Below are 25,433 nucleotides of genomic sequence, written 5' to 3'. Positions count from 1 at the left end.
TCTCCATGCCCCGCATCTCAACATGGACATGCCCATTACATGGCCCGCGCAGCCATCAGTACCACGATCGAGCGACCACGAACCAGGGAAGATCGGACTTAACGTCCACTGAGAACGACTCCGAGCCACAGTCGAGGTCCTGCCGACACGTCGCGGCAGGACCACAACCGGGGCTCCGCCGAGCAAAGGCCACGACGTTCTCCCCGCTTCCTAGCGGACCGTCGCTCCGCCAGTACCTACCTCGCTAGCGGGGGTCGAACAGTACTCGCTCCAACTGACGCCACCCCGGCATAGGTGCTGCAGCAGGTCGAACGACGGTGAGGAGCCGTCCGTCGAGACACACGTCAAACCGCCCTTCCGACCGTGACATCCTTTCCCGAATCGCCACCTGTCGGGGCGGCCTCTCAGCAAGTACTCCAACCATGACTTCGTGCTTCGCAGGCCCCAAGGCATCAGCCGGTACCCAACGACCACGCACGGAGATTCCCGCGAGGGTGGCCTCTTGGTCTGATTCAGGAGCGGATGCGTAGAGCCTGCTCACCACGTCCTCGGCAATTTCCTGAGGAGGCCGCGTGGGTTCCGCCACCATGAGCCCAAGCGGTTCGTACTCCGTGATCTCCTCGCCTGCGGCGCCGCTGGACGCCTCTCCCACCGCCAGAGACGGCTGACTCGACGGGAGAACGTTGGGGCCAGACTCTGCGTCCGCCTCCGGTTCGCCCCAGTGGAAGGGCTGCTCCTGGCCGTCCCCGTCCTCCGTGTCTGCCCAGTCGGTTATCAGCGTGTCGCCCGATCCACTGCCTTCGGGGATGAAGATGTCCACAGCCACCCCTGCCGGACCGACGTAGACCCAGCTCATGAAATAGGAGTGGTCGCTGTGAGCAGCAGACCAGGCCGTGAGCTGAGCGAGTCGCCGTCGCTGTTCTGAGAGAAGGCGCTTGGGCAACAGCTCCTTCTGTTTGCGATACCGCCCACGGGCCTCCCCCGCGATTGGCCCCTCCGGTACATGGAACAGCAGATCAGGGCGCACGCCACTGCCCTGATACGACTTCGACAGAGGTCGCGGCAGAGCATCAAAGCTGTGCAGTTCGTGGGTTCCGTCCGTCCACGAGAACAGGGCTTCACTCGCTGCGGTCAGCAGCCCGAGCCCCGCACACTCGCTGACGAAGCTGCGTATGTGCCGCGAACTCGCCATAAGGGACGGGTGATCGAGTTGGAGGGGACTCCCTCCTGGGGCGTCGACGTAACTGAGAAGAAGGCGGGCTTCCAGCTCCTTGGTCCGAAGGTCGACGACGCCTTGCAGGTCGCAGGCCAGTGCATTGATGTGGACCAGCCGAGCCAGTCCAACCGGCAGTTGCCCGCGAGCGATGATCCACGCAGCTCCTTGCCCGCTTGACCGTGGTTCGAACCGCCAGACCCGAGCTTTAACGGTGTTCACGCTGGCTCCCCCTCACCAATCACTCCACGCCTCCAGTCGCCTACCAGCACATACACGAAAGCGACGATATCGACGGCCACTGACAGCCGAGTGGTCTGGAGAGAGACCACTGCTCACCATTAGCTCGGTGAGCTAACGCGCTGGACGGGTCGCTCGGCTAACCGCGGGAGCCACTGAGATGCCCCCACGGGGGCTGGGGGTGCTTCCCGAGCCGTTCAACAGCGTCGTCCGGCGGCGGGCGGCTTCGGCGCGGGGGTTGGGGGCGGGGTTGCGGCTGGTGTGCTGGATGCGGGTGATCAGGACGCGAGCGGGTTGGCGGGCGGTGGTGAGTTCACGCTGGGCGGCGGCCTCCTTGAGGAGCTGGTGGGGTTTGTGGCCGCCTGCTTCGGCATCGGCGAGGACGGTGGCGAGGGCCGGCCAGGCGGGGTCGGTGAGGATGCGGTCGGCGTGGTCGGGGACGGCGGCGCGGACGTCGTGGGCGAGGGTCCGGCGGGTCTGATCGTTCGGCCGGCGGGTGGCGAGGCTGCCGACGACGGGCATGAGGGCTCGGTCGGCGGCGGTCTGGAGGTGGTGCAGGGTCTGGCGGGCGGCTTCGGTCTGGTGGGCGTGGTTCTTCGCCTCGTGCCAGCGGGCGGCGACGATCGTGGCCCAGACTAGGGCGGCCAGCAGAGTCGCCAGGGCGCTGCCGTCGGGGCCGGCAGCAGTGTGGGCGAGGTCCCGGGCCGCCTTGCGCAGGGTGGTGGCCGCCTGGTTCTCTGCACGGATCTGGGAGCGCTGGGCGTGGGCGAATGCCCGTGAGGCTGCTCGTAGTTCGGCGTGGAGGTGGGCGGGGGCTTGCTGAGCGGTGGCTTCGATGAGTTCGCCGAGCGCGGTGATGTGGGCCTGGGCGTGGGTGTCGTCGGCCATCCCCTGGTGGAGGGTGTCGAGGGCATCGATGGCCTGGTGCCAAGGGGTGGCAGGCTGGTCGCGGCGGGCGGTGGGGTGTTCCTCCGGAGCGATGGTCTCCAGGCGGGCCTTGAGTTTGGGGAGGGTGAGGTCGGGGGCGATCCTTCCGCCGGGGTGGAAGATCTGTTCGCCGTCCTTGTTGAGGTCGCCGGGGCGACCGGCGGCGTAGCCGAGGAGGTCTCCGGACGGTCCGCGGCGGGGTTTGACCGCGATGCCGTCGGCTTCGAGGTAGGCGAGGAGTTCCTCGGCGCTGCTGGCGTGGGGGATGGCGGCGCGGATGCGGTCCTGGAGCCAGTCGCGGCTGGTCTGCTCCCAGCCGAGGCGTTCGGCTTTGTGTATCTCGGCCTGGGTGGGCCGGCGCCCGGCGGTGCGGTCGCCCTTCTTCAGCTGCCGCAGGCCGTAGTCGGTCTCGATCTGGCGGCAGGCGTCGCCGACGCGGATGCCGCTGCCATGGAGCCTGGGGCGGCGGCCGTCCTCGCGGACGGTAATGGCGAGGATATGGATGTGGTCGTCCGCGTGGCGTACGGCGATCCACCGGCAGCCGAGGTCGTCCCCGGCCGGGGCGATGCCGGCGGCTTCGACGATCCGCTGGGCGATGTCGGCCCACTCCGTGTCGGAGAGGCGGCGGTCTTCGGGGGCGGTGCGAACGGGGCAGTGCCAGACGTGGTCGGTGACCTTCCTTCCGAACTCGCTGTTCCGAAGATGGACGGGCTCGTCGAGGTGGCGGGCGAGCCGGGTGAGGGCGGCGTCCGGGTCGCGGCCGGGGTCGGGCATGCCGAGCATGGCGAAGCTGGCAACGATGTGCGGGTCGGTGTGCTCGTCGTGGCGGCCGGGGCCGTAGAGGTAGGCGAGCAGGCCACGGGTGTTGGACCCGGCCGGTTTGATGGCGGCGATCACGCGGCCAGGTCCTTCCCAGGTTCGGTCGGTTCGCGCAGGGCACCGGCGATCAGCTCCAGCAGGCGGTGGAGCTCGTCGAAACGGTGGCGGATGTCGGGTGGGGTGAGGTCGCTGTTCAGCGCGCGGGCGATCTGGTTGACGTTGACGCCGATCCGGTTGAGCTCGCGCAGCACCTGGGCGCGGAACATGTGGGTACGGCGGCGGTCCTCGGACAGCGGCAGATTCGCGGTGAACTGACCGGCGATGAAGGCGAGGACGATGTCGGCGGCGAAGCCGGATTCCCCCTTGTAACCGTGCTCGACGGCAGCCTCCTGGAGGCCGGCGTGCTCGTCGCCCGTGAACCGCAGCGGGCCGACACGGACAGTCCGCTTGGTGCCGGTGAAACGGCGGATCGCCGGCTGCACGCTCTGCACCGCTCGCTCACCGGCCGTCGGTTCGGTGGCGGGTGCGGGGCGGAGAATCTGCTGCTGGACGGCGTGGAGCTCGTCCGGGTCGGGGCCGCCCTCGGTCCCGGCCTCCCGGTCCGGCGCCCCCTGGCGTCGGACCGTCTCCGCCACCCCCGGGGCGGAGATCCCCGAAGACCGGCCTTGAGTCGGACTCGGGGTACTACTGGCTCCGCCAGGGGCCGTCATCCCGAATGCGGTCCGCCAACGGGCTTTCCGCCCAGGCTGCTTCGAGACCCGCGAGGGCGTGGAGTCGGGGTCGTTCGGGCCGAACGTCACAGGGTGCTTCTCCGATGCGGGGGAGGGTGGGCTGACAGTGCGGGACAAACGGGGTTGGAGGGTGGGTGCCCATGGTGTTGGCACGAGTTCCGGCGCGCGGCAGCCAGAGCTGACCGGATGGCCGACGGTCCCCGAAATGCGGCGGATGGCTGCCACGGCGCAGGGAACGTGGAGCACAGCTCGCGTGCTGGGGACCGGGCCGGTGGCGAGGGGACGGGGATCGCGTGGTGATCGACGGGGATCGCGGCCGTCAGGCAGCAGCCACGGTCCCGTCCGGCCTTACCGGCGTTGACCTGCGGTGAATATCGGTCAGTATCCGGGCGTGGTTCCGGTCAGGGCTTGCTGCTTGCGGAGGTCCGCAAGCTCCCTCTTGACCTTCCCCAGGCGCTCGTTACTGATCGAGTGGCCCTCGCCCTCGATGGCCGCCCGCATCTGCTTCAGCGTCGGCTCCCCTTCCAGCCTCTCCACAATCGCGAGGAAGTCGTCCAGGTCACCGGTTGTCGGTCGCCCAACCTTCCGGGACGGGGCCGCGGGTGCGGCAGCCTCGCGGGGGTCATCGTCCGGCTCCGCGGCAGTCTCGGCTGCGGTGGCCCCTGGTCCCTCTGGCTCGCCCCCCATGGGTTCGGGTCGACCGTCGAAGGCGCTCCCCTCCGCCTCCGGGAGTAGGACGGGGACCGCCGTTGGGCGATTGCGGTCATCCGTGCTGCGTGGGGTGGCGGGTGAGGCGACGTGCTCATGAATCTGGCGCATGAGGACGCCGAAGGCCAGGAGAGCAGCGGCTGGGGGTACAGCCGCGACCACGTAGTCCAGCAGCGGCACCGTGGTGGTGCCCCGGGTGCCGCTGACACCCGCGACGTTGAGGGCGATGGAGCCGAAGGAACCGGTGGTGGTGAGGGCGATCGCCCACCAGTCGGTGACGCGGCGCAATCCTGCGCGGAGCATCAGGAGCTCGCCGGCGACGATGAACGCGTCCAGGGTCGCGGGCCAGGCCCACTGGCGGACGGGGGAGGCGGCCAGACCGTGGCGTCCGGCGACCTCGGCGAGGTGCGCGTACGAGAGCCAGAACGCTCCGGCGGTAAGGGCCACGATGACGGCCCCGGCCGCTGCGAGCGTGTACCGCTCAGCGGTTTGCGCGGCCGTTACTTCGTTCCCGCCTCCGGACGGTGCGCCGTCACACCTAGGCTCGAACTTCGTGGTGGTGGGTGTGGCAAGGGTGGCCATGGGTGTGGGGATGCTCCTACGTGGCTTCGGGGGTGCGTGAGGCGTCTTAGGCGTCTTGGCCGTTGAAATCGCAGGTCAGGGCCGGTACGGAGGCGTGCCGGCCTTCCGTCTTGGCGGGCCCTGCGGGCGTCTTGGGCGTCATGCGAGGGCGGGGCCTTCCGTCCGATTTCGGGTGCGGGTGCTCTCGCCCGGAGGACGGCGACCTGCTGTCTGCCGTCTCGGGCGGCAGCCCTGTGACCTGGTGTGATACGGGCCAAGACGTTGGGGACGGGGCAAGACGGATGCGGGTGCCGTCCTGGGTGGGTTCCGTCTTGGGCCCGGTTGCCGTCTCGGCCGCATGCCTGTTGACCTGCGGTGTCACGGCAGGGACGGCAAGGACGGCAACCGTGGCGGCTCGGGTGTCAGCTCTCGCTGGGCGGACCGGTGGGGCCGACGGGGTGGACAGTGGGGCAGTAGCGCCGCCAGGGGTCGAGGAACTTGTGGCGCATGTAGCCCTTGCGCTGGGTTCCGTCGGCGAGCCGGACGTTGCCGGAGGCGATGCCGAACCCGCGCAGCATCGCGCCGAGGTCACGAGGCTTCAGCCCGCCCCGCCCCCACTCCGCCCACGGGCCCTCCGGGTCCTGGCACAGGTGGTGCAGGAGTTCCTCGGTGGTGAGGCTGTCGACCTCGCGCTGGGCTGCGAAGACGCGGCGGATGTCGGCGAGGATCCGCGCTCCGCCGGGGTGCTCCTCCTCAGCCTCGGTTTCGGCGGCGACCATCCGCGCGCACGCGGTGCGGGCGAGGGCGGGCCACTGGCCACCGGCGAGGTCGGCCACGGCGATCAGCGGCTGCCAGGTGTCGGCGGCCCGGTCTCGGACCGGCATGGGCGGCACCAGATTCATTGCCTCCGTGTGCCGCGGGAGAAGCCACGCCTTGAGGCGGTCACGCAGATCGTGGAGCTTGGCGACGTCCCGCGGGACCCGGAACTCCTCGACGCTCTCGTCGCCCCCGCGACGTCGCATGCGTAGGACGATGGACCGGTCCATGACCGTGTCGGGCAGGTTCCCGATGCCGGCGAGGGCGGCCATCGCGAAGGTGGGGAACTGGACCACTTCGTGGTTAGGCCCGGACACCCGCAGAGTGGGACGGTTGCGCTGATGGCCCGCGTTGAGGAGGCCGCGCATCTCCTCGTTCTTCTCCGCCACTTTCACGGAGCCGAAGATCGTGTCGACCTCGTCCACGAGCAGCGTAGGCGGGACGTCTGTGATCGACCGGAAGATCGCGGCGGCGGAGGCATTCACCGTGATCAGCGGGTTGTGGACGACTTCGGTGATGACGTCCAGCAGCCGCGACTTGCCGCACCGCCTGGCCGGGCCCAACACCGCCAAGCGCGGGGCGTGCTGCCACGCGGTCTGCAGGTGGGTGGCAGCCACCCACAGCGTCACCGCCGAGAGGGCCTCATCGCTCGGCAGCACGACGTAGCGGCTGATCTCCGCGCGCAGGTCGCACAGGACCTGCCCGCCCTCAGTAAGAGGGGCGTCCTCCTTGGCGGGCCGGACCTTCGCCACAGGGATCTCGGGTGCTTCGGCACCCACAGCCTGTGGATCCTGGAGGTGGGCGCCCGGCTGGCCGGGGATCGCGGTCGGCGGCCAGGTGGCCGTACCGGATGCGGATTCGGTGTCAGGTATCGCAGCTTCCAAGGGGCAGCTCCTTCTCCGGTGGCTGCGGCCGTGCAGGCCTCCGGTGTTGACCGTGTGGTCGCGGATGGGGATGTTGCGGGTGCGTCCGGCGTCGGCCTGCCGGGGGCTCGCTCGTCTCTCGTGGGCACTTGGCCACGCGGGGCGACGACGAACAGTACGTACGACCCCAGGGACAGTCCAGCGTTTCTGTGTCAGCTCAGCGCAGAAGGGTCTGCTACCTTCTCTCGCCTCAAGCGGCCAGACCCAGCAGATTCAACAGGTCGGCGGTCACCACGCGGTACGCCTTGCCCAGCCTCAGGACCTTGCACGGGTACTCGCCCCGCTTGGCCAACTCGTAACCCTTGCTCCGCCCGAGACCCAGGGCCCGGTTGCCAGTATCCAGGTCAACGGCCACTGGGAGGGCCAGCAACTCCTCTCGCCTCATGCCGTTCGACTGGCTGGCCATCGGTTCATCGCGCACGCAGCGCTCCTCTCGTCACAGCCCTCGGCGAACACGGCGACCGCATCCGACTCCAGGCCTCGAGAACAACGCTAAGGAAGTTAATGTGTCTGCATGACACAACGCCGTTTGGATGATGAAGACCCTGACGACTTCCCGGAATGGGTCGACCGGATCAAGAACAACGTCGCCGGCGAGGTCCGCCGACGACGGAAGGAGATGGGGTGGAGCGCCCAACGACTGGCAGACCGATGCGAAGAACTAGGGCACCCGATCCCGCGCAACGTCATCGCCAACCTGGAGTCTGGTCGCAGGGCCAACCTGCCCCTGGTGGACGTCATGGTCTTGGCTGCGGCCCTGTACACGTCCCCGATCTGCCTGATCTTCCCCGTCGGCTACGTCGAGGAGACCCAGGAACTCCCCTTCCAGTACCTCGTCCCGACGTGGGACGCCATGCGGAAGTTCACCGCTGAAGAGTCCAGCGGCGACAACGACGCCGGACTCATCCCGGAATTCAACCGGCACGCCAGCCTGGTCCGCATCATCGAGGCCGCCCTCTACGAGGCAGAACGGACCGGGTTCGCAGCCAAGACGGCGACCACCCCCGCACAGCGCGAGGAAGCCGAACGCAAGAGGGACCACTACGCCAGACAGGCCGAGGACGCCAAGCAGGAGCTCTACAGCCTCCGATGGGAAATCCGCGACGAAGGCGCCACCCCGCCAAACCTGCCATCAGCACTCGCCGACATCGACCCACCCGATACCGGTACCGACGAAGAGGACGACATTTGAAGGGCTCCACCTACCGCCGCTGCTCCTGCCGCGACCCCAAGACCGGCAAGGAACTCGGCACTTCCTGCCCCAAGCGCAACAGCAGGAACCACTGCACGTACTCCATACGTCAGGAGCTGCCATTCCGCGAGGACGGCAGCAGGCGTTCGTTCGCCCGTGGTGGGTACACCAACGTCAAGGCGGCGCAGGCCGACCTCGACCATGTGCGCGCTCTCCTCGGGCTCGCCAAGGCCGATGACCCCGAAGGCATCCAGCTCGTCGCCGAGATGCTGGCGGAGGTCAGTGGCGAGAAGCTGCCCCTGCCGGACGTAGAGGAGACACGGCGGCGACTCAAGGCCGGCCAGGACCTCGTCGGCAGCCTGACCGTCGCCGAGTGGCTGGACCGGTGGCTGGCGGGCAAGCGAATCCGGAAATCGGGCATCAGCCGCTACGAGACCGACATCCGCGTGCACCTCAAGCCGCACATCGGGCACCGGCGCCTTGACCGGCTGCGGGTCAGCCACCTGAGCGAGATGTTCACAGCCATCGCCGACGGCAACACCGAGGTCCTGGAGCAGAACGCCCAGCGACGCGCTGCCGTAGATGAGTTGGCGACCATCCCATGGAAGGGGGCCGAGAACCGTGCTCGCCGGAAGGCGCTGAAGGTGGCGCTCGACGCGATGCCGGCCTTCCGCCGCGTGACCGGTCCCGCCACCCGCCAGCACGTGAAGGCCACGCTCCGAGCGTCCCTGAACGACGCGATCGGGCAGCAGATCATCACATTCAACCCGGCGGCCCACGTCGAGATCGATCCGGTGCGCAAGCCGAAGGCGCTGGTGTGGACGGACGAGCGGGTCGCCAAGTGGGAGCAGACTGGCGAGAAGCCCTCTCCCGTGATGGTCTGGACGCCGGAACAGACCGGCGCCTTCCTCGACTTCGTCGCCGAGGACCGCCTGTACGCGATGTGGCATTTGATCGCGTTCCGCGGCCTGCGGCGCGGCGAGGCCTGCGGTCAGCCCTGGTCGGAGACCAACCTCGACCGGCACTCCCTCACTGTCACAGGGCAGCTGGTCCAGGACGGCTGGGAGATCGAGGCGTCCGAGCCGAAGACAGACAGCGGGTTCCGCGTCGTCGCGCTCGATGACGACACCGTCGGCGTCCTGGAGCGGCACCGCAAGCAACAGGAAGCCGACCGTTTGGAGTGGGGGTCGGCCTGGGTGAACACAGGGCTCGTCTTCACCCAGGAGGACGGCTCTTGGCTGCACCCGGGCAAAGTGACCGATCTCTTCGAGCGGCTCGTGTCGGCCTCCGGGCTGCCGCCGATCCGGCTGCACGACCTCCGGCACGGCGCGGCCACGCTCATGCTGGCCGCCGATATCGACATCAAGATCGTGTCGGACACGCTCGGGCACAGCGACACCCGGATCACGCGCGACATCTACCAGAGCGTGCTCCCCCATGTCGGCAAGAGCGCCGCCGAGGCCACAGCCAAGCTGGTCCCCCTCCAGCGCAAGGCCGAGCAGGAAGAGCAGGCCCGCAAGGCCGCCAAGAAGGCCAAGCAAGCCGCGAAGGCGAAGGCCAAGGGGAAGAAGAAGGGCAAGGCTGAGAAGGTCACCAAGAAGGGCTGACGGCCCCTCCGCTCACGCATCGCTCACGCACGGGGTCTCGGGCCCCAGACGACGCGCGCGCCACCTGACCCCGGAAATAGCAAAACCCCCAGGTCACGGCGAGTGAGTCCTGGGGGTTCTACAGAGCCGCCTTCGGGATTCGAACCCGAGACCTACGCATTACGAGTGCGTTGCTCTGGCCAACTGAGCTAAGGCGGCATGCCCTGCGTTCCCATGGTGGGTGCAGCAGCGACGCCAAGTCTACACAGTTTCCCGGGGTGCTCCCGACCACCCTTCGCGTGGTCCACGACACCCCTCACGTGCAGCGCTTGCCGTCCTCCGGGACCGTGCCCTCCAGGAGGTAGGTGTTGATCGCGGAGTCGATGCAGTCGCTGCCACGGCCGTACGCCGTGTGGCCGTCGCCCTCGTACGTCAGGAGCGTGCCGGAGGCGAGCTGGTCCGCGAGGGACTGGGCCCACTTGTACGGGGTCGCCGGGTCTCGGGTGGTGCCGACGACGACGATCGGGGCGGCGCCGTCGGCGGTGATGCGGTGCGGGCGGCCGGTCGGGGGGACGGGCCAGTAGGCGCAGTTCAGGGCGGCCCAGGCCAGGCCCTTGCCGAAGACGGGGGACGCCTTCTCGAAGGAGGGGAGCGCCTTCTCGACGTCCGCGGGGCCGGTGAAGGCCGCCGGGAGGTCGAGGCAGTTCACGGCCGCGTTGGCGTACATCAGGTTCGCGTACGTGCCGTCCGGCTCGCGCTCGTAGTAGCTGTCGGCCAGGGCGAGCAGGCTCGCGCCCTCGCCGCCCATCGCGCTCGTCAGCGCCTCACGCAGCTGCGGCCATGCCCCCTCGTCGTACATCGCCGCGATCACCCCGGTCGTCGCCAGGGATTCACCGAGCCGCCGGCTCTCGCCGGTCGGCACGGGGTTGGTGTCCAGGGCGCGGAAGAAACCCTTCAGCGCGTCCGAGGCCGCGTCGACGGAGGTCGTGCCGAGCGGGCAGCCCGGCTTCCGGACGCAGTCGGCCGCGAAGGCCCGGAAGGCGGTCTCGAAGCCGGCGGTCTGGTCGCGGTTGAGGTCGATCGCGGGCAGCGAGGGGTCCATCGCCCCGTCGAGGACCAGGCGTCCCACGCGGCCGGGGAACAGTTCGGCGTAGGTGGCGCCGAGGAATGTGCCGTACGAGGCGCCGACATAGCTCAGCTTCGCGTCGCCGAGCACGGCCCGCAGGATGTCCATGTCCCGTGCCGTCTCGACGGTGGAGACATGGGGCAGGACCGTGCCCGAGAGCTTCTCGCAGCCCGTCGCGAAGCCCTGGAACGAGGTGGTCAGGGCCGTGGTCTCGGCCGGTTCGTCCGGCGTCTGGTCGACCTGGGTGTACGTGTCCATCTGGGGTCCCGTCAGACACTCGACGGGCTCGCTGCGGGCCACCCCGCGGGGGTCGACCGCGACCATGTCGTACCGCGCCCGGACCGGTGCGGGGTAGCCGATGCCGGCGTACGCCTGGAGGTAGCCGACGGCGGAGCCGCCGGGTCCGCCGGGGTTGACCAGGAGGGAGCCGAGCCGCTTCCCCGGGCCGCTCGCCGCGACCCGCGAGACGGCCAGCTCGACCTCACCGGCCGTCGGCTTCGCGTAGTCGAGCGGGGCGCGCAGCGTCGCGCACTGGAACTTCGGCACACCGCAGTCGCGCCAGGCGAGCTTCTGCCCGTAGAAGCTCGCCAGGGCCGGGTCCGGCGTGGTGGGCGCGGCAGGCGGCGCGGCCGCCGACGGGCCCGAGGGCGCGGCGGCGCCGCTGCCGCCCGTGCAGCCGGAGAGGATCAGTCCGGCGGCCGCGAGGGCCGTGGCGGACGTACGAAGCAAACGCCTGGAGTCCATGCCCGGAGGGTATCCGTACCAGTACGGAACGTGTCCAATCAGTCGCGCAGGGCCATGGTCATCGCCTCCACCGCCAGCAGCGGGGCGACGTTCCGGTCCAGTGCCTCGCGGCAGGCGAGCACCGCCTCGATCCGGCGCAGGGTCCGCTCGGGTGCGGTGTCCCGGGCGATCCGCTCCACCGCGTCCCGTACGTCCTCGTTGGCGATCGGGGTCCGTGTGCGCAGCTGCAGGGTGAGCACGTCGCGGTAGAAGCCGGTGAGATCGGTGAGCGCCAGGTCCAGGCTGTCGCGCTGCGTACGGGTCTTGCGCCGCTTCTGCCGCTCCTCCAGCTCCTTCATCGCACCGGCCGTGCCGCGTGGCATCCGGGAGCCCTGGCCTCCACCGAGCGCGGCCTTCAGCTCCTCGGTCTCCTTGACGTCGATCTCCTCGGCGACCTGCTTGGCGTCCTCGCCCGCCGCGTCGACCAGCTCCTGGGCCGCCTTGAGGCAGCCGCCGATGTCCCCGACGCGCTGTGGCAGCTTGAGGACGACGGCCCGGCGGGCTCTGGCCCGCTCGTCGGTGGCCAGTCGGCGGGCGCGGTCGATGTGGCCCTGGGTGGCGCGGGCGGCGGCGGCCGCGATCTGGGGGTCGATGCCGTCGCGGCGTACAAGCACGTCGGCGACCGCGTCGACGGCGGGCGTGCGCAGGGTCAGGTGGCGGCAGCGGGAGCGGATGGTGGGCAGCACGTCCTCCAGGGAGGGCGCGCAGAGCAGCCAGACCGTGCGCGGCGCGGGCTCCTCGACGGCCTTCAGGAGCACGTTGCCCGCGCCCTCGGTGAGCCGGTCGGCGTCCTCCAGGACGATCACCTGCCAGCGGCCGTTGGCCGGCGAGAGCTGGGCGCGCCGGACGAGGTCGCGGGTCTCCTTCACACCGATGGAGAGCAGGTCCGTGCGGACGACCTCCACGTCCGCGTGCGTCCCGACGAGCGCGGTGTGACAGCCGTCGCAGAACCCGCATCCCGGCGCCCCGCCCAGCGCCCGGTCCGGGCTCACGCACTGCAGGGCGGCGGCGAAGGCCCGCGCCGCGGTCGCCCGCCCGGAGCCCGGAGGGCCGGTGAAGAGCCAGGCGTGGGTCATCTTGGACGCCTCGGGCTCGGGCTTCCCGGCGGCATGGGCGGTCACCAAGGCGTCGGCGTCCCGCGCCGCGGCGGCCAGCTGCTCCTCGACCCGCGCCTGCCCGACCAGGTCGTCCCATACGGCCATGTGCCCTCCTCAGGTACGCCCTCCATTGTGGGGCACCCCTCTGACACCACCGGCCGTACGAAGCGCGGAACCCGGCGGAGGCGGGGCCAGGCACGCCCGGACCGGCCGGAGGCGGGGCCAGGCACGCCCGGACCGGCCGGAGGCGGGGCCAGGCACGCCCAGGCGCGGCGAAGGCGGGGCCAGGCACGCCCGCCCCGGTCCGCCCCCGGACCCCGCCCCGACGTCAGCGGCGTCGGCGGCGGCCGTCGCCCTCGTCGTCGTGCGGGCCGAGCAGCTCGTCCGCCAGGGTCGGGAGGTCGTCGAGCGGGGTCTCCTCCGCCCAGTCGGAGCGGCGGCGCGGACGGCCCTGGTCGTCGACCTGGGGCAGCTCGCGCGTCTGCTCGTTGGATCCGGCGGGCTGCTCGTCGCGGAAGATGCCCGGCGGAACCCGGTCGACGGGGTCCGTGGCCCGTACGGGAGGCAGCACGGCCGTCTCGTCGGCGGCGCGTACCGGCGGCAGCACCGCCGTCTCGTCCGCGTCGCGCACCTGCGGCAGGACCGAGGTCTCCGCCTCGGGCCGGGCCGTCCCAGCATCTGGCCGGGCCGCGTCCCGGTCCACGATCGGGGTCGGGACGGTGATCTCGTTCGGCGAGACGCGGGGCACCGCCTGCGTCACGTCGCCGGGCTGCACCACGGGGGTCTCGACGGTCACCTCGTTGTCCGACGCCTCCGCCGCGCGGGCCGCCTCCGCGGCCTTGGCGGCAGCGGCCTCGGCCGCCTTCCGCGCCTCGGCGGCCTCGGCGGCGCGCTTGGCCTCCGCCGCACGCTGTGCCTCGGCGGCCTTCCGCGCCTCCTCGGCACGGGCCACCTCCGCGGCCTTCCGCGCCTCCTCGGCACGCGCGGCCTCGGCGGCGGCCTTCTCCGCGGCCTCCGCCGCCGCCTTGCGCGCGGCCTCCTCCGCGGCCTTGGCCGCCGCGGCCTCGGCCAGGCGTCGGGCCTCCTCCGCACGCAGCAGGGCCTCCTCGGCCTTGCGCTGCTTCTCCAGGCGACGCTCCTCCGCCTCCGCGCGCAGCCGGGCCTCTTCCTCGGCCTGCTCGCGGCGGCGTTCCTCCTCCTCGCGGCGGGTCTTCTCCTCAGCCTCGCGCCGCTTGCGCTCCTCCTCGGCGGCCAGCCGGGCCTCCTCGGCGCGCCGACGCGCCTCCTCGGCCTGGCGCTCCGCCTCCCGGCGACGCGCCTCTTCCTCCTCCTGGCGCTTGCGCTCCTCCTCCTCGGCACGGAGCCGGGCGAGCTGCTCCTGGCGCTCGCGCTCCAGCCGCTCCTCCTCCGCCTTGCGCGCGGCCTCTTCCTCGGCCCGGCGCCTGGCCTCCTCCTCGGCCTTCCGCCGCGCCTCCTCCTGGGCCTTCACCTCGGCCTCGGAGAGCGGCAGCATCCGGTCGAGCCGGTGACGTACGACGGTGGTGACGGCCTCCGGCTCCTGGCCGGCGTCGACGACGAGGTAGCGGCCGGGGTCACCGGCGGCCAGGGCGAGGAAACCGGCCCGCACGCGCGCGTGGAACTCGGGCGGCTCGGACTCCAGACGGTCCGGCGCCTCGGTGAACCGTTCCCGCGCGGTCTCCGGCGAGACGTCGAGCAGCACCGTCAGATGCGGGACCAGTCCGCCGGTCGCCCAGCGGTTGATCCGGGCGATCTCGGTCGGCGACAGATCCCGCCCGGCGCCCTGGTAGGCCACGGACGAGTCGATGTACCGGTCGGAGATCACCACCGCGCCCCGCTCCAGGGCGGGCTTGACCAGCGAGTCGACGTGCTCGGCCCGGTCGGCGGCGTACAGCAGCGCCTCGGCGCGGTTGGAGAGCCCGGCGCTGGACACGTCGAGCAGGATCGAGCGGAGCCGCTTGCCGATCGGGGTGGCGCCCGGTTCGCGGGTGACGACGACCTCGTGGCCCTTGGCGCGGATCCAGTCGGCGAGCGCCTCGGCCTGGGTGGACTTCCCGGCGCCGTCGCCACCCTCCAGGGCGATGAAGAAACCGGTCGGCGCGGGCGCCTGGACGGGGTCGGCGCCGCGCAGCGCGTCGCGCAGGTCGCGGCGGAGCGGCACGCCGGCCCGGTCGTCGGTCTTGGCCAGGACGAGGGCCGCGACGGGCAGCAACAGCGCACCGACCAGCATCAGGGTGAACGCGGCGCCGCCGTGGGCGAAGACGAAGCTGCCGGAGGCGAGCCGGTGTGGCCCGATGGCGGCGGCGAGCAGCGGCGCGCCGAGCGCGCCGACGGCCATGGCGACACGGGCGACGGCCTGCAGGTGCTCGGTGACGCGGGAGCGCCGGGCCTCCTCGGTCTCCTGGTCGACGAGGGTGTGGCCGGTGCTGGCGGCGACGCCGGCCGCGTAGCCGGTGAGGACGGCGAGGAGCAGCACCGTCGCCGTGTCCGGCACGAGGCCCATCGCGAGCAGCGCGACGCCGGTGAGCGCGATCGCGAGGGCGAGGAGCCGGCGGCGGGAGAGGACGGTGAGCACGGAGCCGGCCGTCCTGATGCCGACGGCCGTGGCGCCGCTCAGCGCGAGGATGAGCAGGGCGAAGGTGACGGGGCCGCCACCGAGGTCGTACGCGTGCAGGACGGAGACCGCCGCCGCGGCGGCGACGGCCCCGGCGACCATGGCGCAGGCGAGGACGAGCAGTCCGACCGCGCCCGTGCGGCCCTTCTCGGCCGTGGGACGGCGCAGGCCCTCCAGCGGCGAGCGCGGCCTCGGCGTCTGTCCGCCGGGCAGCTCGACGAAGTAGAGGACGGAGACGGAGGCGGCGAAGAGGCCGGCGGCGACGTACGAGCCGAGCGCCGCCTGGTGCAGGGTGAACCACTCGATGCCCGTGCCGAGCAGGTTGCTGAGCAGCGTGGCGACGAGGAGCACGGCGGCGGCTGCCGGAACGGCCAGGAAGCCGGTACGCAGCGAGAGCCGGCGCAGCGCGTCGAGGTGGTCCGGCAGGGGACGAACGGCGGCGCCCTCCAGCGGCGGCGCGGGCAGCAGCGCGGGGGCCGCACCCTCGCGGGCCACGGTCCACAGCCGCTCGGCGGCTCCGGTGACGAAGACGGTGCCGAGCAGGAAGCCGAGCGCCTTGTCCGGCACCCAGTCGATCCACAGGGGGGCGATCACGAGCAGCGCGATCCGCAGACCGTCGGCGCCGATCATCGTCCAGCGGCGGTCGAGCACGCCCGAGGGGCCGGTCAGCGTGGTGAGCGGCCCGAGCAGGACGGCGCCGAACAGCACCGAGGCCAGCAACCGGGCGCCGATCACCGCCGCGACGGCGAGCGCCGCGCCCCGGTCCCCGCCCCCGAAGGCGCCCTCGGAGACGGCGGCCTGGAGCCCGAGGAGCACCAGGACGAGCACGGCGAGCGCGTCACCCGTCCCACCGACGAACTGAGCGCTCCACAGTCTCCGCAAGGGCTGATGGCGCAAAAGCGCCCGTACGGCACGCTCACGGGAGTCTGCGACAAGCGCGACGTCGGAGTCTGGCTGCTCTGCTCGCGTCATCCGTCCACCCTATCCGGACCCCCTGACTCCCTGTGGCCCCCACCCGAACAAACGTCGGGCGGACCGGTGCCATGGGTAAGGGGCGGGAGCCCATGGCTCCCGCCCCTTACCCATGGCGGCGTTCAGGTGGTCACCGCCGCGCTGCTACTCCGGCTGCGACGCGGCCGACTTGGACGCCGCCGTCTTCGCGGCAGTGGTCTTCTTCGCCGCCGCGGTCTTCGCCGTCGTCTTCTTCGCGGCCGTCTTCTTGGCCGCCGTCTTCTTCGCAGGCGTGGCCTTCTTGGCGGCCGTCTTCTTCGCGGGCGCCTTCTTCGCGGGCGCCTTCTTCGCGGGCGCCTTCTTGGCCGTCTTCTTCGCCGGCCCCTTGGCCCGCTTCTCGGCGAGCAGTTCGAAGCCGCGTTCCGGCGTGATCTCCTCGACGCTGTCGCCGGTGCGCAGGGTCGCGTTGGTCTCGCCGTCGGTCACGTACGGGCCGAAGCGGCCGTCCTTGACGACGACGGGCTTCTCGCTGACCGGGTCGACGCCCAGCTCCTTCAGCGGCGGCTTGGCGGCGGCCCGGCCACGCTGCTTGGGCTGCGCGTAGATCGCGAGCGCCTCCTCCAGCGTGATCGTGAAGAGCTGCTCCTCGTCCGTCAGCGACCGCGAGTCCGTGCCCTTCTTCAGGTACGGGCCGTAGCGGCCGTTCTGCGCCGTGATCTCCACGCCCTCGGCGTCCGCGCCCACCACGCGCGGCAGCGACATCAGCTTGAGCGCGTCCTCCAGCGTGACGGTGTCCAGCGCCATGGACTTGAAGAGGGAGGCGGTCCGCGGCTTCACCGCGTTCTTGCCGGTCTTCGGGGTGTCCTCGGGCAGGATCTCGGTGACGTACGGGCCGTACCGGCCGTCCTTCGCGACGATCTGGTTCCCGCTGACCGGGTCCACGCCCAGCTCGAAGTCGCCGCTCGGCTTGGCGAGCAGCTCCTCGGCGTACGCGACCGTCAGCTCGTCGGGTGCGAGGTCCTCGGGCACGTCCGCCCGCTGGTGGCCCTCGGCGTCCTTCTCACCGCGTTCGACGTACGGGCCGTACCGCCCGACGCGCAGCATGATGCCCTCGCCGACCGGGAAGGAGGAGATCTCCCGGGCATCGATCGCGCCGAGGTCGGTCACCAGCTCCTTCAGCCCGCCGAGATGGTCGCCGTCGCCGTTCCCGGCGTCCGCCGCGCCACTCGCACCGGAGCCCTCGCCCTCGCCGAAGTAGAAACGCTTCAGCCACGGCACGGCCTGGGCCTCGCCCCGGGCGATGCGGTCGAGGTCGTCCTCCATCTTGGCGGTGAAGGAGTAGTCGACGAGCCGGCCGAAGTGCTTCTCGAGCAGGTTGACGACGGCGAAGCTCAGGAACGACGGCACGAGCGCCGTCCCCTTCTTGAAGACGTAGCCGCGGTCCAGGATCGTGCCGATGATCGACGCGTACGTCGACGGGCGGCCGATCTCGCGCTCTTCCAGCTCCTTGACCAGCGAGGCCTCTGTGTAGCGGGCCGGAGGCTTGGTCGCGTGGCCGTCCGCGGTGATCTCTTCGGCGGAGAGCGCGTCGCCCTCGGCGACCTGCGGCAGCCGGCGCTCACGGTCGTCCAGCTCGGCGTTGGGGTCGTCGGCCCCCTCGACGTACGCCTTCATGAAGCCGTGGAAGGTGATCGTCTTGCCGGAGGCGCTGAACTCGGCGTCCCGGCCGTCCGCGGAGCGGCCGCCGATCTTCACCGTGACCGAGTTTCCGGTGGCGTCCTTCATCTGGGAGGCGACGGTCCGCTTCCAGATCAGCTCGTACAGCCGGAACTGGTCACCGGTCAGGCCGGTCTCCGCCGGGGTGCGGAAACGATCACCCGAAGGGCGAATCGCCTCGTGCGCCTCCTGCGCGTTCTTGACCTTGCCCGCGTAGACGCGCGGCTTCTCCGGCAGGTAGTCGGCGCCGTACAGCTGCGTCACCTGCGCCCGGGCCGCCGAGACGGCTGTGTCGGACAGGATCGTCGAGTCCGTACGCATGTACGTGATGAAGCCGTTCTCGTACAGCTTCTGGGCGACCTGCATGGTCGCCTTCGCGCCGAAGCCGAGCTTCCGGCTCGCCTCCTGCTGAAGGGTGGTCGTACGGAACGGGGCGTACGGGGAGCGGCGGTACGGCTTCGACTCGACCGATCGGACGCTGAACGCGGTGTCGGCGAGCGAGGCGGCGAGCGCCCGCGCCTTCCCCTCGTCGAGGTGGAGGATGTTCGCGGTCTTCAGCTGCCCGTCGGCGCCGAAGTCACGGCCCTGCGCGACCCGCTTGCCGTCGACCGTGTTCAGCCGGGCGACCAGCGACGACGGGTCGGTCGAGTCACCGGCGCGGCCGGTGGAGAAGGTGCCGGTCAGATCCCAGTACTCGGCGGAGCGGAAGGCGATGCGCTCGCGCTCGCGCTCGACGACGAGACGGGTGGCGACGGACTGGACGCGGCCCGCGGACAGGCCGCGCATGACCTTCTTCCACAGGACCGGCGAGACCTCGTAGCCGTAGAGCCGGTCGAGGATGCGGCGGGTCTCCTGGGCGTCCACCATGCGCTTGTTCAGCTCGCGCGGGTTGCGGACGGCCTCCTGGATCGCGTCCTTGGTGATCTCGTGGAAGACCATCCGGTGGACCGGGACCTTGGGCTTCAGGACCTCCAGGAGGTGCCACGCGATGGCCTCGCCCTCGCGGTCCTCATCGGTGGCGAGGAAGAGTTCGTCGACCCCGGCCAGCTGCTCCTTGAGCTTCCTGACCTGCGCCTTCTTGTCGGCGTTGACGACGTAGATGGGCTGGAAGTCGTGCTCGACGTCGACACCGAGACGGCGCACCTCGCCGGTGTACTTCTCCGGCACCTCGGCGGCGCCGCTGGGGAGGTCTCGGATGTGCCCGACGCTCGCCTCGACGACGTAGCCGGGGCCGAGGTAGCCCTTGATCGTCTTCGCCTTGGCAGGCGACTCGACGATGACGAGTCGGCGGCCGCCCTGTGCGGTCTCGCTGGTCGGGGACAACTTCGCTCTTCTCTCCGGTCGACGCTCGGTGGCACGTACGGCGCTGGCACTCCGCATGGCACGCACGGCGGCGGCACGCACGGTGACGCTGCCGCCGCTGCGGAGTGTGACGGTACAACCCGCCCCCGTGTCAAACGGCAAAAGCCCGCAACGGCCACTCGAACGGTAACCCGACTCCTGGCATTCCTGCCGCCCGGACTCCCGGTCCGGTGGGGCGGGCTCAAGCGGAACCTCGTCGTCACAGGCGCCCGAAGCACCACACTCCGAGCAGCAGGAAGACCAGTCCGAAGATCGTCGTCAGCGTGGCGGCGGCCCGGGTCCCGACCCCCTGCGCGACCGGTTCGCCGTAGGTCACGCGCACCCCCGTCCACAGCAGCAGTGCGGCTCCGAACAGCGCGAACGCCGTTCCGGCGAAGATCGCAGGCCCGCTCTCCATGCCCGTACCCCGTTCCGTTCCCGGACCCCCGTGGTCCCTGGAAGCCGAGGCTGGCACCTCCCGGCGTCGCGGGTACGAATTCCCGGTGAACGACGCGGACGGTCCCGTACGGGTTCACGAATATGGCCGGTAGTGCCCTCCCCATGACGCGGCGCGTTCGCCACGCCACATCGGGGACGTCGGTCACACCGGGACGTCGGTCACATCGGGGACGTGGGTCACACCGGGGCGTCCGTCACACCGGAGCGTCCGGTCACACCAGGGCGTCCGTCACACCGGGGCGTCGGTCACACCAGGGCGTCGGTCACACCGGGGCGTCCGTCACACCGGAGCGTCCGGTCACACCGGGGGCGACGGGAGCAGGAAGCCCTCCTCCACGAGCAGCCGGATGGCCTGCGGGGTGCGGTCCCGCAGCAGCACGGGGTCCTCGCCCATCAGCTGACCGATCGCGTCCAGGATCCGTCCCGCGCTGAGCGTCCCGTCACAGACGCCCGCGAAACCGGCTCCGACGTGGTCCACCCTGGTGGCGCGCCGCATGCCGCGGTTCTGCCGCAGCACCACGTGCTCCGGGTCCTCGGCGCCCGGCAGCCCGACCTGCTCCTGCACGACCTCGGAGGCGAGCGTGAAGTGGTCGGCGAGCAGGGCCGCGTCGTCGCGTGTCCGCAGATAGTCCTGCCGCTCGAAGTGGGCGCGCACGGTGTCGCCGAGCGGCTGCTCGACCGGGTGCGGCCACTCCTCGATCACGATCGACGGCTCGACCGCCCCGGAGACCACGGCGGCGCTCCTGCGCAGGGTGATCCAGCCGAAGCCGACCGCCTTGGTCCTACGGGCCTCGAACTCGTCCAGCCACGCCTCGTACCGCTCCGCGTACGCCTCCGGGTCCGCGCGGTGGTCACCGCTGTCCCGGAGCCACAGCTCGGCGTACTGGGTGACGTCCTGGACCTCGCGCTGCACGATCCAGGCGTCGCACCCCCGCGGCACCCAGGAGCGCAGCCGGTCCTGCCACTCCTCGCCCTCGACGTGCTGCCAGTTGGCGAGGAACTGGGCGTACCCGCCGTCGTTGAGCCGCTCCCCGGCCTCCCGTACGAGCGTGCGGCACAGGTCGTCGCCGCCCATCCCGCCGTCGCGGTAGGTGAGGCGGGCGCCCGGGGAGATGACGAACGGCGGGTTGGAGACGATCAGGTCGTACGTGTCGCCGTCGACCGGCTCGAAGAGCGACCCCTGGAGCAGCTCGGCCTCGCGGGCTCCGGAGAGCGCGAGGGTGAGCCGGGTGAAGTCCAGGGCGCGCGGGTTCAGGTCGGTGGCGGTGACCAGCGTGGCGTGCTGGGCGGCGTGCAGGGCCTGGATACCGGAGCCGGTGCCGAGGTCGAGCGCGGAGCCCACCGGCGTACGGACGGTGATGCCCGCCAGCGTGGTGGAGGCGCCGCCGACGCCCAGGACGACCCCCTCGTCCTTGTTGCCGATGCCGCCGGCCCCGCCGACGGCGCAGCCCAGGTCGGAGACGATGAACCAGTCCTGCCCGTCGGGGCCGCCGTACGGCCTGATGTCGACGGAGGCACCGACCTCCTCGTCGCCGCCTCCGCCCGGCCGGACCAGCCAGCCGTCCTCCAGGCACTCCTCCAGCGGCAGCGCGGCGGAGGCGCGGGCGCGGGAGACGGGGTGCTGGAGCAGGAAGAGCCGTACGAGGGTCTCCAGCGGGGAGTCCCCCCGGGTGGCCCGCAGCGCGGGCACGGTCTCGCTGCGGGCGAGTGCCGCGTAGGCGGGGGCACCGAGCAGTTCGAGCAGGCCGTCGGCGGTGAAGTCGGCGGCGAGCAGGGCTTCGCGGAGCCGGGCGGCGTGCGCGGGCACGGGGAGGCGGGAGGTCAGGCTGGTCGTACTCACCCCACCATTGTGGCGGCCGCCACCGACATTGCCTCGTCAGCCCCGCCCGTACCGGAGGCACCGGGGTCGAAGTCCCCGGCACGCAAGGCCGCGTGGGCGGGCGAAGAGCCGTTCCTGCCGCGGGCGAAGCGTCGTTCCTGCCGCGGGCGACGAGCCGCTCCTGCCGCGGGCGACGAGCCGCTCCTGCCGCGGGCGAACGGCTGCACGCGGCGCCCGAAGAGCCCGGCGCATGCGAAGGCCCCGGCGGTCGTGCGCTCCGGGGCCTCGGTACGGCTCGTGCCTGCCGCGTGTTACTCCCCGCTGCTCTTGCTCGGGGAACTCGACGGCGTGGCGGACGCCTTGCCCGAAGGCGTGGAGCCCGCCTGCGGGGAGGCCGTGGCGCTGGGGACGGCCGACGGGGTCGCGCGCTGGCAGCCCGGCTGCTTCGCCATCGCCGCGCCCAGTTCGCCGGACTGCAGCTTGGCCAGCGCGTCCTGGTCCATCTTCTCGATCTTCTTCAGACCGTCGGCGACGTCCTGGAGACCGTCGGCGAACTTCTGCTGGTTGCTGGGGTCGAGCGCGTCGACCTGCTTCTTCAGCCCCTCGTAGGCCACGGCCGTGGCGTTGAGTTCCTTGACCGCGTCCTGCTGGAGCGTCTCGCCGTTGTCGACGGGCGGCGCCCCGGCGTCCTGGACGGACTTGGCGAGCGCCCGGTCGGCGTCGGCGATGTCCTGGAAGGCCTTGGAGTCGGCAGCCTGGATGTCGGCCGGCTTGCCGTCCGCGGCCGTCGAGATGATGAGCTGCTGAGCGTCGGCCCGCTTCTGGATCTGAGGCTTCGCCTGGTCGCAGACCGTCTTGGCCCAGTCGTTCACCTTGTCGCCGTCGTCGCTGCAGCCGGACAGCGTGAGCACCAGGACAGCGGCGCCGGACAGCGCGACAGCAAGCTTCTTGTTCACCGGTTCGGTCCCTTCCAAGACTCTCGGCCCCGGAACATACACGCCGAACGGGCGACATCCACCTTTCGTGCGATGGATTCATCCCTGATTGCAGCCGATTGCACCAAGCGAGACACGCCTCACTCCGCCGTGAACAACGGGTGGGCAGCACGTCAACACGTGCTGCCCACACGTCCTCTGATCCGGTGTTACGAGATCACCGGCGCGTCCGGCGAGGCGGCCGTCCGCCGCGCGGCGTTGCCTTCGTCACCCGTGTCGTCGCTCGTGTCGTCTCCGACGACCACGGAGCGTCGTTTGGAGACGTAGACCGCACCGACGATGACGATGATCGCGAGGATCGCGACCAGTGACCGCAGCCCGCCGCTCGCGTCGTCTCCGTAGCTGAACTGCACCACGGCGGGCGCGATCAGCAGCGCGACCAGGTTCATCACCTTCAGCAGCGGGTTGATGGCCGGGCCCGCGGTGTCCTTGAACGGGTCGCCGACGGTGTCGCCGATGACGGTCGCGGCGTGCGCCTCGCTGCCCTTGCCACCGTGGTGGCCGTCCTCGACGAGCTTCTTGGCGTTGTCCCAGGCACCGCCGGAGTTGGCGAGGAAGACCGCCATCAGCGTGCCGGTGGCGATGGCGCCTGCGAGGTAGGAGCCGAGCGCGCCGACACCGAGGGCGAAGCCGACCGCGATGGGGGCCATCACGGCGAGCAGTCCGGGCGTGGCGAGTTCGCGCAGCGCGTCCTTGGTGCAGATGTCGACCACGCGCCCGTACTCGGGCTTCTCGGTGTAGTTCATGATCCCGGGGTGCTCGCGGAACTGCCGCCGCACCTCGTAGACGACCGCCCCCGCCGAACGCGACACGGCGTTGATCGCGAGACCCGAGAAGAGGAAGACGACCGCGGCGCCGAGCACCATCCCGAAGAGGTTGTTGGGCTGCGAGATGTTCATGGAGAGATTCATCTCGGTGGCCTTGGCCCCGACGTCGGAGACCGCGGTGGCGATCGCGTCGCGGTACGAGCCGAAGAGCGCCGCCGCCGCCAGGACGGCGGTCGCGATGGCGATGCCCTTGGTGATGGCCTTGGTGGTGTTGCCGACGGCGTCCAGGTCGGTGAGGACCTGCGCGCCCGCGCCCGTGACGTCGCCGGACATCTCGGCGATGCCCTGGGCGTTGTCGGAGACCGGGCCGAAGGTGTCCATGGCGACGATGACGCCGACGGTGGTGAGCAGACCGGTACCGGCGAGGGCGACCGCGAACAGCGCCAGCATGATCGACGTACCGCCGAGCAGGAACGCGCCGTACACGCCGAGGCCGATGAGCAGCGCGGTGTAGACGGCGGACTCCAGGCCGATGGAGATGCCGGCGAGGACGACGGTGGCGGCGCCGGTGAGCGAGGACTTGCCGATGTCCTTGACCGGACGCCGGGTCGTCTCGGTGAAGTAGCCGGTGAGCTGCTGGATCAGCGCGGCCAGGACGATGCCGATGGCGACGGCGACCAGGGCGAGGATCCGCGGGTCGCCGGGGTGGTCGTGGATCCCGGCCTCGGTGACCCCCTTGAGGTCGGCGTAGGAGGACGGCAGGTAGACGAAGACGGCGACGGCGACCAGGGCGAGCGAGATCACCGCGGAGATGAAGAAGCCGCGGTTGATGGCGGTCATTCCGCTGCGGTCGGTGCGCCGCGGGGCGACCGCGAAGATACCGATCATCGCGGTGACCACGCCGATCGCCGGGACGATCAGGGGAAAGGCGAGCCCGAGGTCGCCGAAGGCCGCCTTGCCCAGGATGAGCGCGGCGACGAGCGTGACGGCGTACGACTCGAAGAGGTCGGCGGCCATGCCGGCGCAGTCGCCGACGTTGTCGCCCACGTTGTCGGCGATCGTGGCGGCGTTGCGCGGGTCGTCCTCGGGGATGCCCTTCTCGACCTTGCCGACGAGGTCGGCGCCGACGTCGGCCGCCTTGGTGAAGATGCCGCCGCCGACACGCATGAACATGGCGATGAGCGCCGCTCCGAGGCCGAAGCCCTCCAGGACCTTGGGCGCGTCGGCCGCGTAGACGAGGACGACGCAGGAGGCACCGAGCAGGCCGAGGCCCACGGTGAACATGCCGACCACACCGCCCGTACGGAAAGCGATCTTCATGGCCTTGTGCGAGACGGCCGTCAGATCCTTTTCCGGTTCACCCGGGGCCGGGGTCGCCTCTCGCGCGGCCGCGGCCACTCGTACATTCGCCCGTACGGCGAGCCGCATGCCGATGTATCCGGTGGCGGCCGAGAAAAGCGCACCCACCAGGAAGAACAGGGAACGTCCGGCGCGCTGCGACCAGGTGTCCGCGGGCAGCAGCATCAGCAGGAAGAACACGACGACGGCGAAGATTCCGAGTGTGCGCAGCTGCCGTGCGAGATAGGCGTTGGCACCTTCCTGCACCGCGGCCGCGATCTTCTTCATCGCGTCGGTGCCCTCACCGGCGGCCAGCACCTGGCGGGTCAGCAGCTGGGCGACGACCAGGGCCGCGAGTGCGACGGCCGCGATGACGATGACGATCGTACGGTTCTCGTCCGTGAGTACCGCTGCGGCGAGAGAAGTGGGGTGTCCGGTCAGTTCTGGGTTGAAGAGCCCCGCCATTCGTCCTCCTTGACGTTGCGAGCTCAAGATGTGGACGGATTGTAGGGAGCGGAACCTGATCAAAACAGGGCGCCGCAATCGGAATTCCCCATTGCCTTGATCTTCCCACCGAAAGCGGTAATGGGCCCAAAGCATTTACGCATGATCGATGATCTAGAGAAATGAAAAAAGGCCCTGCTCGGCAGGGCCTCTTTTCATGATCTCGGATGTTTCCCGCCGGGCATGGAT

Annotated in this window: 16 protein-coding genes and 1 tRNA gene; 2 read left to right on the top strand and 15 right to left on the bottom strand. The window is 70.9% G+C overall.

The window, feature by feature from the left end:
- Positions 1-244 precede the first annotated feature (244 nt).
- The 6 genes from ACFUJR_RS05170 to ACFUJR_RS05145 form a co-directional block, all read right to left on the bottom strand.
- Positions 245-1,435 (bottom strand): hypothetical protein, encoded by a 1,191-nt coding sequence (locus ACFUJR_RS05170; protein WP_383176853.1) that lies wholly within the window; start codon positions 1,433-1,435, stop codon positions 245-247.
- Between the two features lie 132 nt (positions 1,436-1,567).
- Entirely contained in the window at positions 1,568-3,277 is a 1,710-nt protein-coding gene (locus tag ACFUJR_RS05165; RefSeq protein ID WP_383176856.1) for a relaxase/mobilization nuclease domain-containing protein, read from the bottom strand.
- Complete coding sequence (locus ACFUJR_RS05160) at positions 3,274-3,834, bottom strand: MobC family plasmid mobilization relaxosome protein (RefSeq protein ID WP_383176859.1); 561 nt, start codon at positions 3,832-3,834, stop codon at positions 3,274-3,276. Before ACFUJR_RS05160 ends, ACFUJR_RS05165 begins: the two co-directional genes overlap by 4 nt.
- A 474-nt stretch (positions 3,835-4,308) precedes the next feature.
- Positions 4,309-5,220 (bottom strand): DUF2637 domain-containing protein, encoded by a 912-nt coding sequence (locus ACFUJR_RS05155; protein WP_383176861.1) that lies wholly within the window; start codon positions 5,218-5,220, stop codon positions 4,309-4,311.
- 401 nt (positions 5,221-5,621) lie between these two features.
- On the bottom strand, positions 5,622-6,899 hold the full coding sequence (locus tag ACFUJR_RS05150) for a DUF3631 domain-containing protein (protein ID WP_383176864.1): 1,278 nt from the start codon (positions 6,897-6,899) through the stop codon (positions 5,622-5,624).
- Positions 6,900-7,128: 229 nt separating this feature from the next.
- A complete protein-coding gene (locus tag ACFUJR_RS05145) occupies positions 7,129-7,344 on the bottom strand; it encodes a hypothetical protein (RefSeq protein ID WP_248843188.1) in 216 nt (71 codons plus the stop codon).
- A gap of 108 nt (positions 7,345-7,452) precedes the next feature.
- Between ACFUJR_RS05145 and ACFUJR_RS05140 the strand changes: the two genes are divergently transcribed.
- Together ACFUJR_RS05140 and ACFUJR_RS05135 are read left to right on the top strand one after the other, a co-directional pair.
- Positions 7,453-8,130 (top strand): helix-turn-helix domain-containing protein, encoded by a 678-nt coding sequence (locus ACFUJR_RS05140; RefSeq protein WP_383176867.1) that lies wholly within the window; start codon positions 7,453-7,455, stop codon positions 8,128-8,130.
- Complete coding sequence (locus tag ACFUJR_RS05135; protein ID WP_383176869.1) at positions 8,127-9,737, top strand: tyrosine-type recombinase/integrase; 1,611 nt, start codon at positions 8,127-8,129, stop codon at positions 9,735-9,737. The genes ACFUJR_RS05140 and ACFUJR_RS05135 overlap by 4 nt, the downstream gene beginning before the upstream one ends.
- Positions 9,738-9,861: 124 nt before the next feature.
- Here ACFUJR_RS05135 and ACFUJR_RS05130 read toward each other — a convergent pair.
- From ACFUJR_RS05130 to ACFUJR_RS05090, 9 genes are all read right to left on the bottom strand, one after another.
- Positions 9,862-9,935 (bottom strand) — tRNA-Thr (locus ACFUJR_RS05130).
- A gap of 97 nt (positions 9,936-10,032) precedes the next feature.
- On the bottom strand, positions 10,033-11,586 hold the full coding sequence (locus ACFUJR_RS05125; protein WP_383176872.1) for an alpha/beta hydrolase: 1,554 nt from the start codon (positions 11,584-11,586) through the stop codon (positions 10,033-10,035).
- Between the two features lie 38 nt (positions 11,587-11,624).
- Positions 11,625-12,827, bottom strand: a complete 1,203-nt coding sequence (locus tag ACFUJR_RS05120; RefSeq protein ID WP_383176874.1) for a DNA polymerase III subunit delta' — start codon at positions 12,825-12,827, stop codon at positions 11,625-11,627.
- Positions 12,828-13,050: 223 nt separating this feature from the next.
- Positions 13,051-16,326, bottom strand: coding sequence for a dTMP kinase (gene tmk / locus ACFUJR_RS05115; RefSeq protein ID WP_383176877.1), 3,276 nt, complete (start codon positions 16,324-16,326; stop codon positions 13,051-13,053).
- 144 nt (positions 16,327-16,470) lie between these two features.
- The gene (topA, locus tag ACFUJR_RS05110; protein WP_383171195.1) at positions 16,471-19,344 is read right to left on the bottom strand and encodes a type I DNA topoisomerase; all 2,874 of its coding nucleotides are present in this window, start codon (positions 19,342-19,344) and stop codon (positions 16,471-16,473) included.
- Positions 19,345-19,582: 238 nt separating this feature from the next.
- Positions 19,583-19,780: a hypothetical protein gene (locus tag ACFUJR_RS05105; protein WP_383171192.1), complete on the bottom strand. Its 198-nt coding sequence runs from the start codon at positions 19,778-19,780 to the stop codon at positions 19,583-19,585.
- Positions 19,781-20,119: 339 nt separating this feature from the next.
- Positions 20,120-21,661 (bottom strand): methyltransferase, encoded by a 1,542-nt coding sequence (locus tag ACFUJR_RS05100; protein ID WP_383171190.1) that lies wholly within the window; start codon positions 21,659-21,661, stop codon positions 20,120-20,122.
- Positions 21,662-21,951: 290 nt separating this feature from the next.
- Positions 21,952-22,596 carry a small secreted protein gene (locus ACFUJR_RS05095; RefSeq protein WP_383171187.1) on the bottom strand — a complete coding sequence of 215 codons (645 nt, stop codon included), beginning with the start codon at positions 22,594-22,596 and terminating at the stop codon, positions 21,952-21,954.
- 188 nt (positions 22,597-22,784) lie between these two features.
- Positions 22,785-25,205, bottom strand: a complete 2,421-nt coding sequence (locus ACFUJR_RS05090; RefSeq protein ID WP_383171184.1) for a sodium-translocating pyrophosphatase — start codon at positions 25,203-25,205, stop codon at positions 22,785-22,787.
- Between the last annotated feature and the right edge of the window lie 228 nt (positions 25,206-25,433).

This window comes from Streptomyces sp. NPDC057271 (genome assembly GCF_042668715.1).
GTDB lineage: Bacteria > Actinomycetota > Actinomycetes > Streptomycetales > Streptomycetaceae > Streptomyces.
Note: the sequence above shows the minus strand (reverse complement) of the source record. Positions and strands in the feature narration are given on the sequence as shown.

Coding starts and splice junctions, on each gene's coding strand:
- ACFUJR_RS05155 (WP_383176861.1), bottom strand. CDS start 5,220: ATGGCCACCCTTGCCACACCCACCACCACGAAGTTCGAGCCTAGGTGT.
- ACFUJR_RS05145 (WP_248843188.1), bottom strand. CDS start 7,344: ATGGCCAGCCAGTCGAACGGCATGAGGCGAGAGGAGTTGCTGGCCCTC.
- ACFUJR_RS05125 (WP_383176872.1), bottom strand. CDS start 11,586: ATGGACTCCAGGCGTTTGCTTCGTACGTCCGCCACGGCCCTCGCGGCC.
- ACFUJR_RS05120 (WP_383176874.1), bottom strand. CDS start 12,827: ATGGCCGTATGGGACGACCTGGTCGGGCAGGCGCGGGTCGAGGAGCAG.
- ACFUJR_RS05105 (WP_383171192.1), bottom strand. CDS start 19,780: ATGGAGAGCGGGCCTGCGATCTTCGCCGGAACGGCGTTCGCGCTGTTC.
- tmk (WP_383176877.1), bottom strand. CDS start 16,326: ATGACGCGAGCAGAGCAGCCAGACTCCGACGTCGCGCTTGTCGCAGAC.
- ACFUJR_RS05140 (WP_383176867.1), top strand. CDS start 7,453: ATGACACAACGCCGTTTGGATGATGAAGACCCTGACGACTTCCCGGAA.
- ACFUJR_RS05090 (WP_383171184.1), bottom strand. CDS start 25,205: ATGGCGGGGCTCTTCAACCCAGAACTGACCGGACACCCCACTTCTCTC.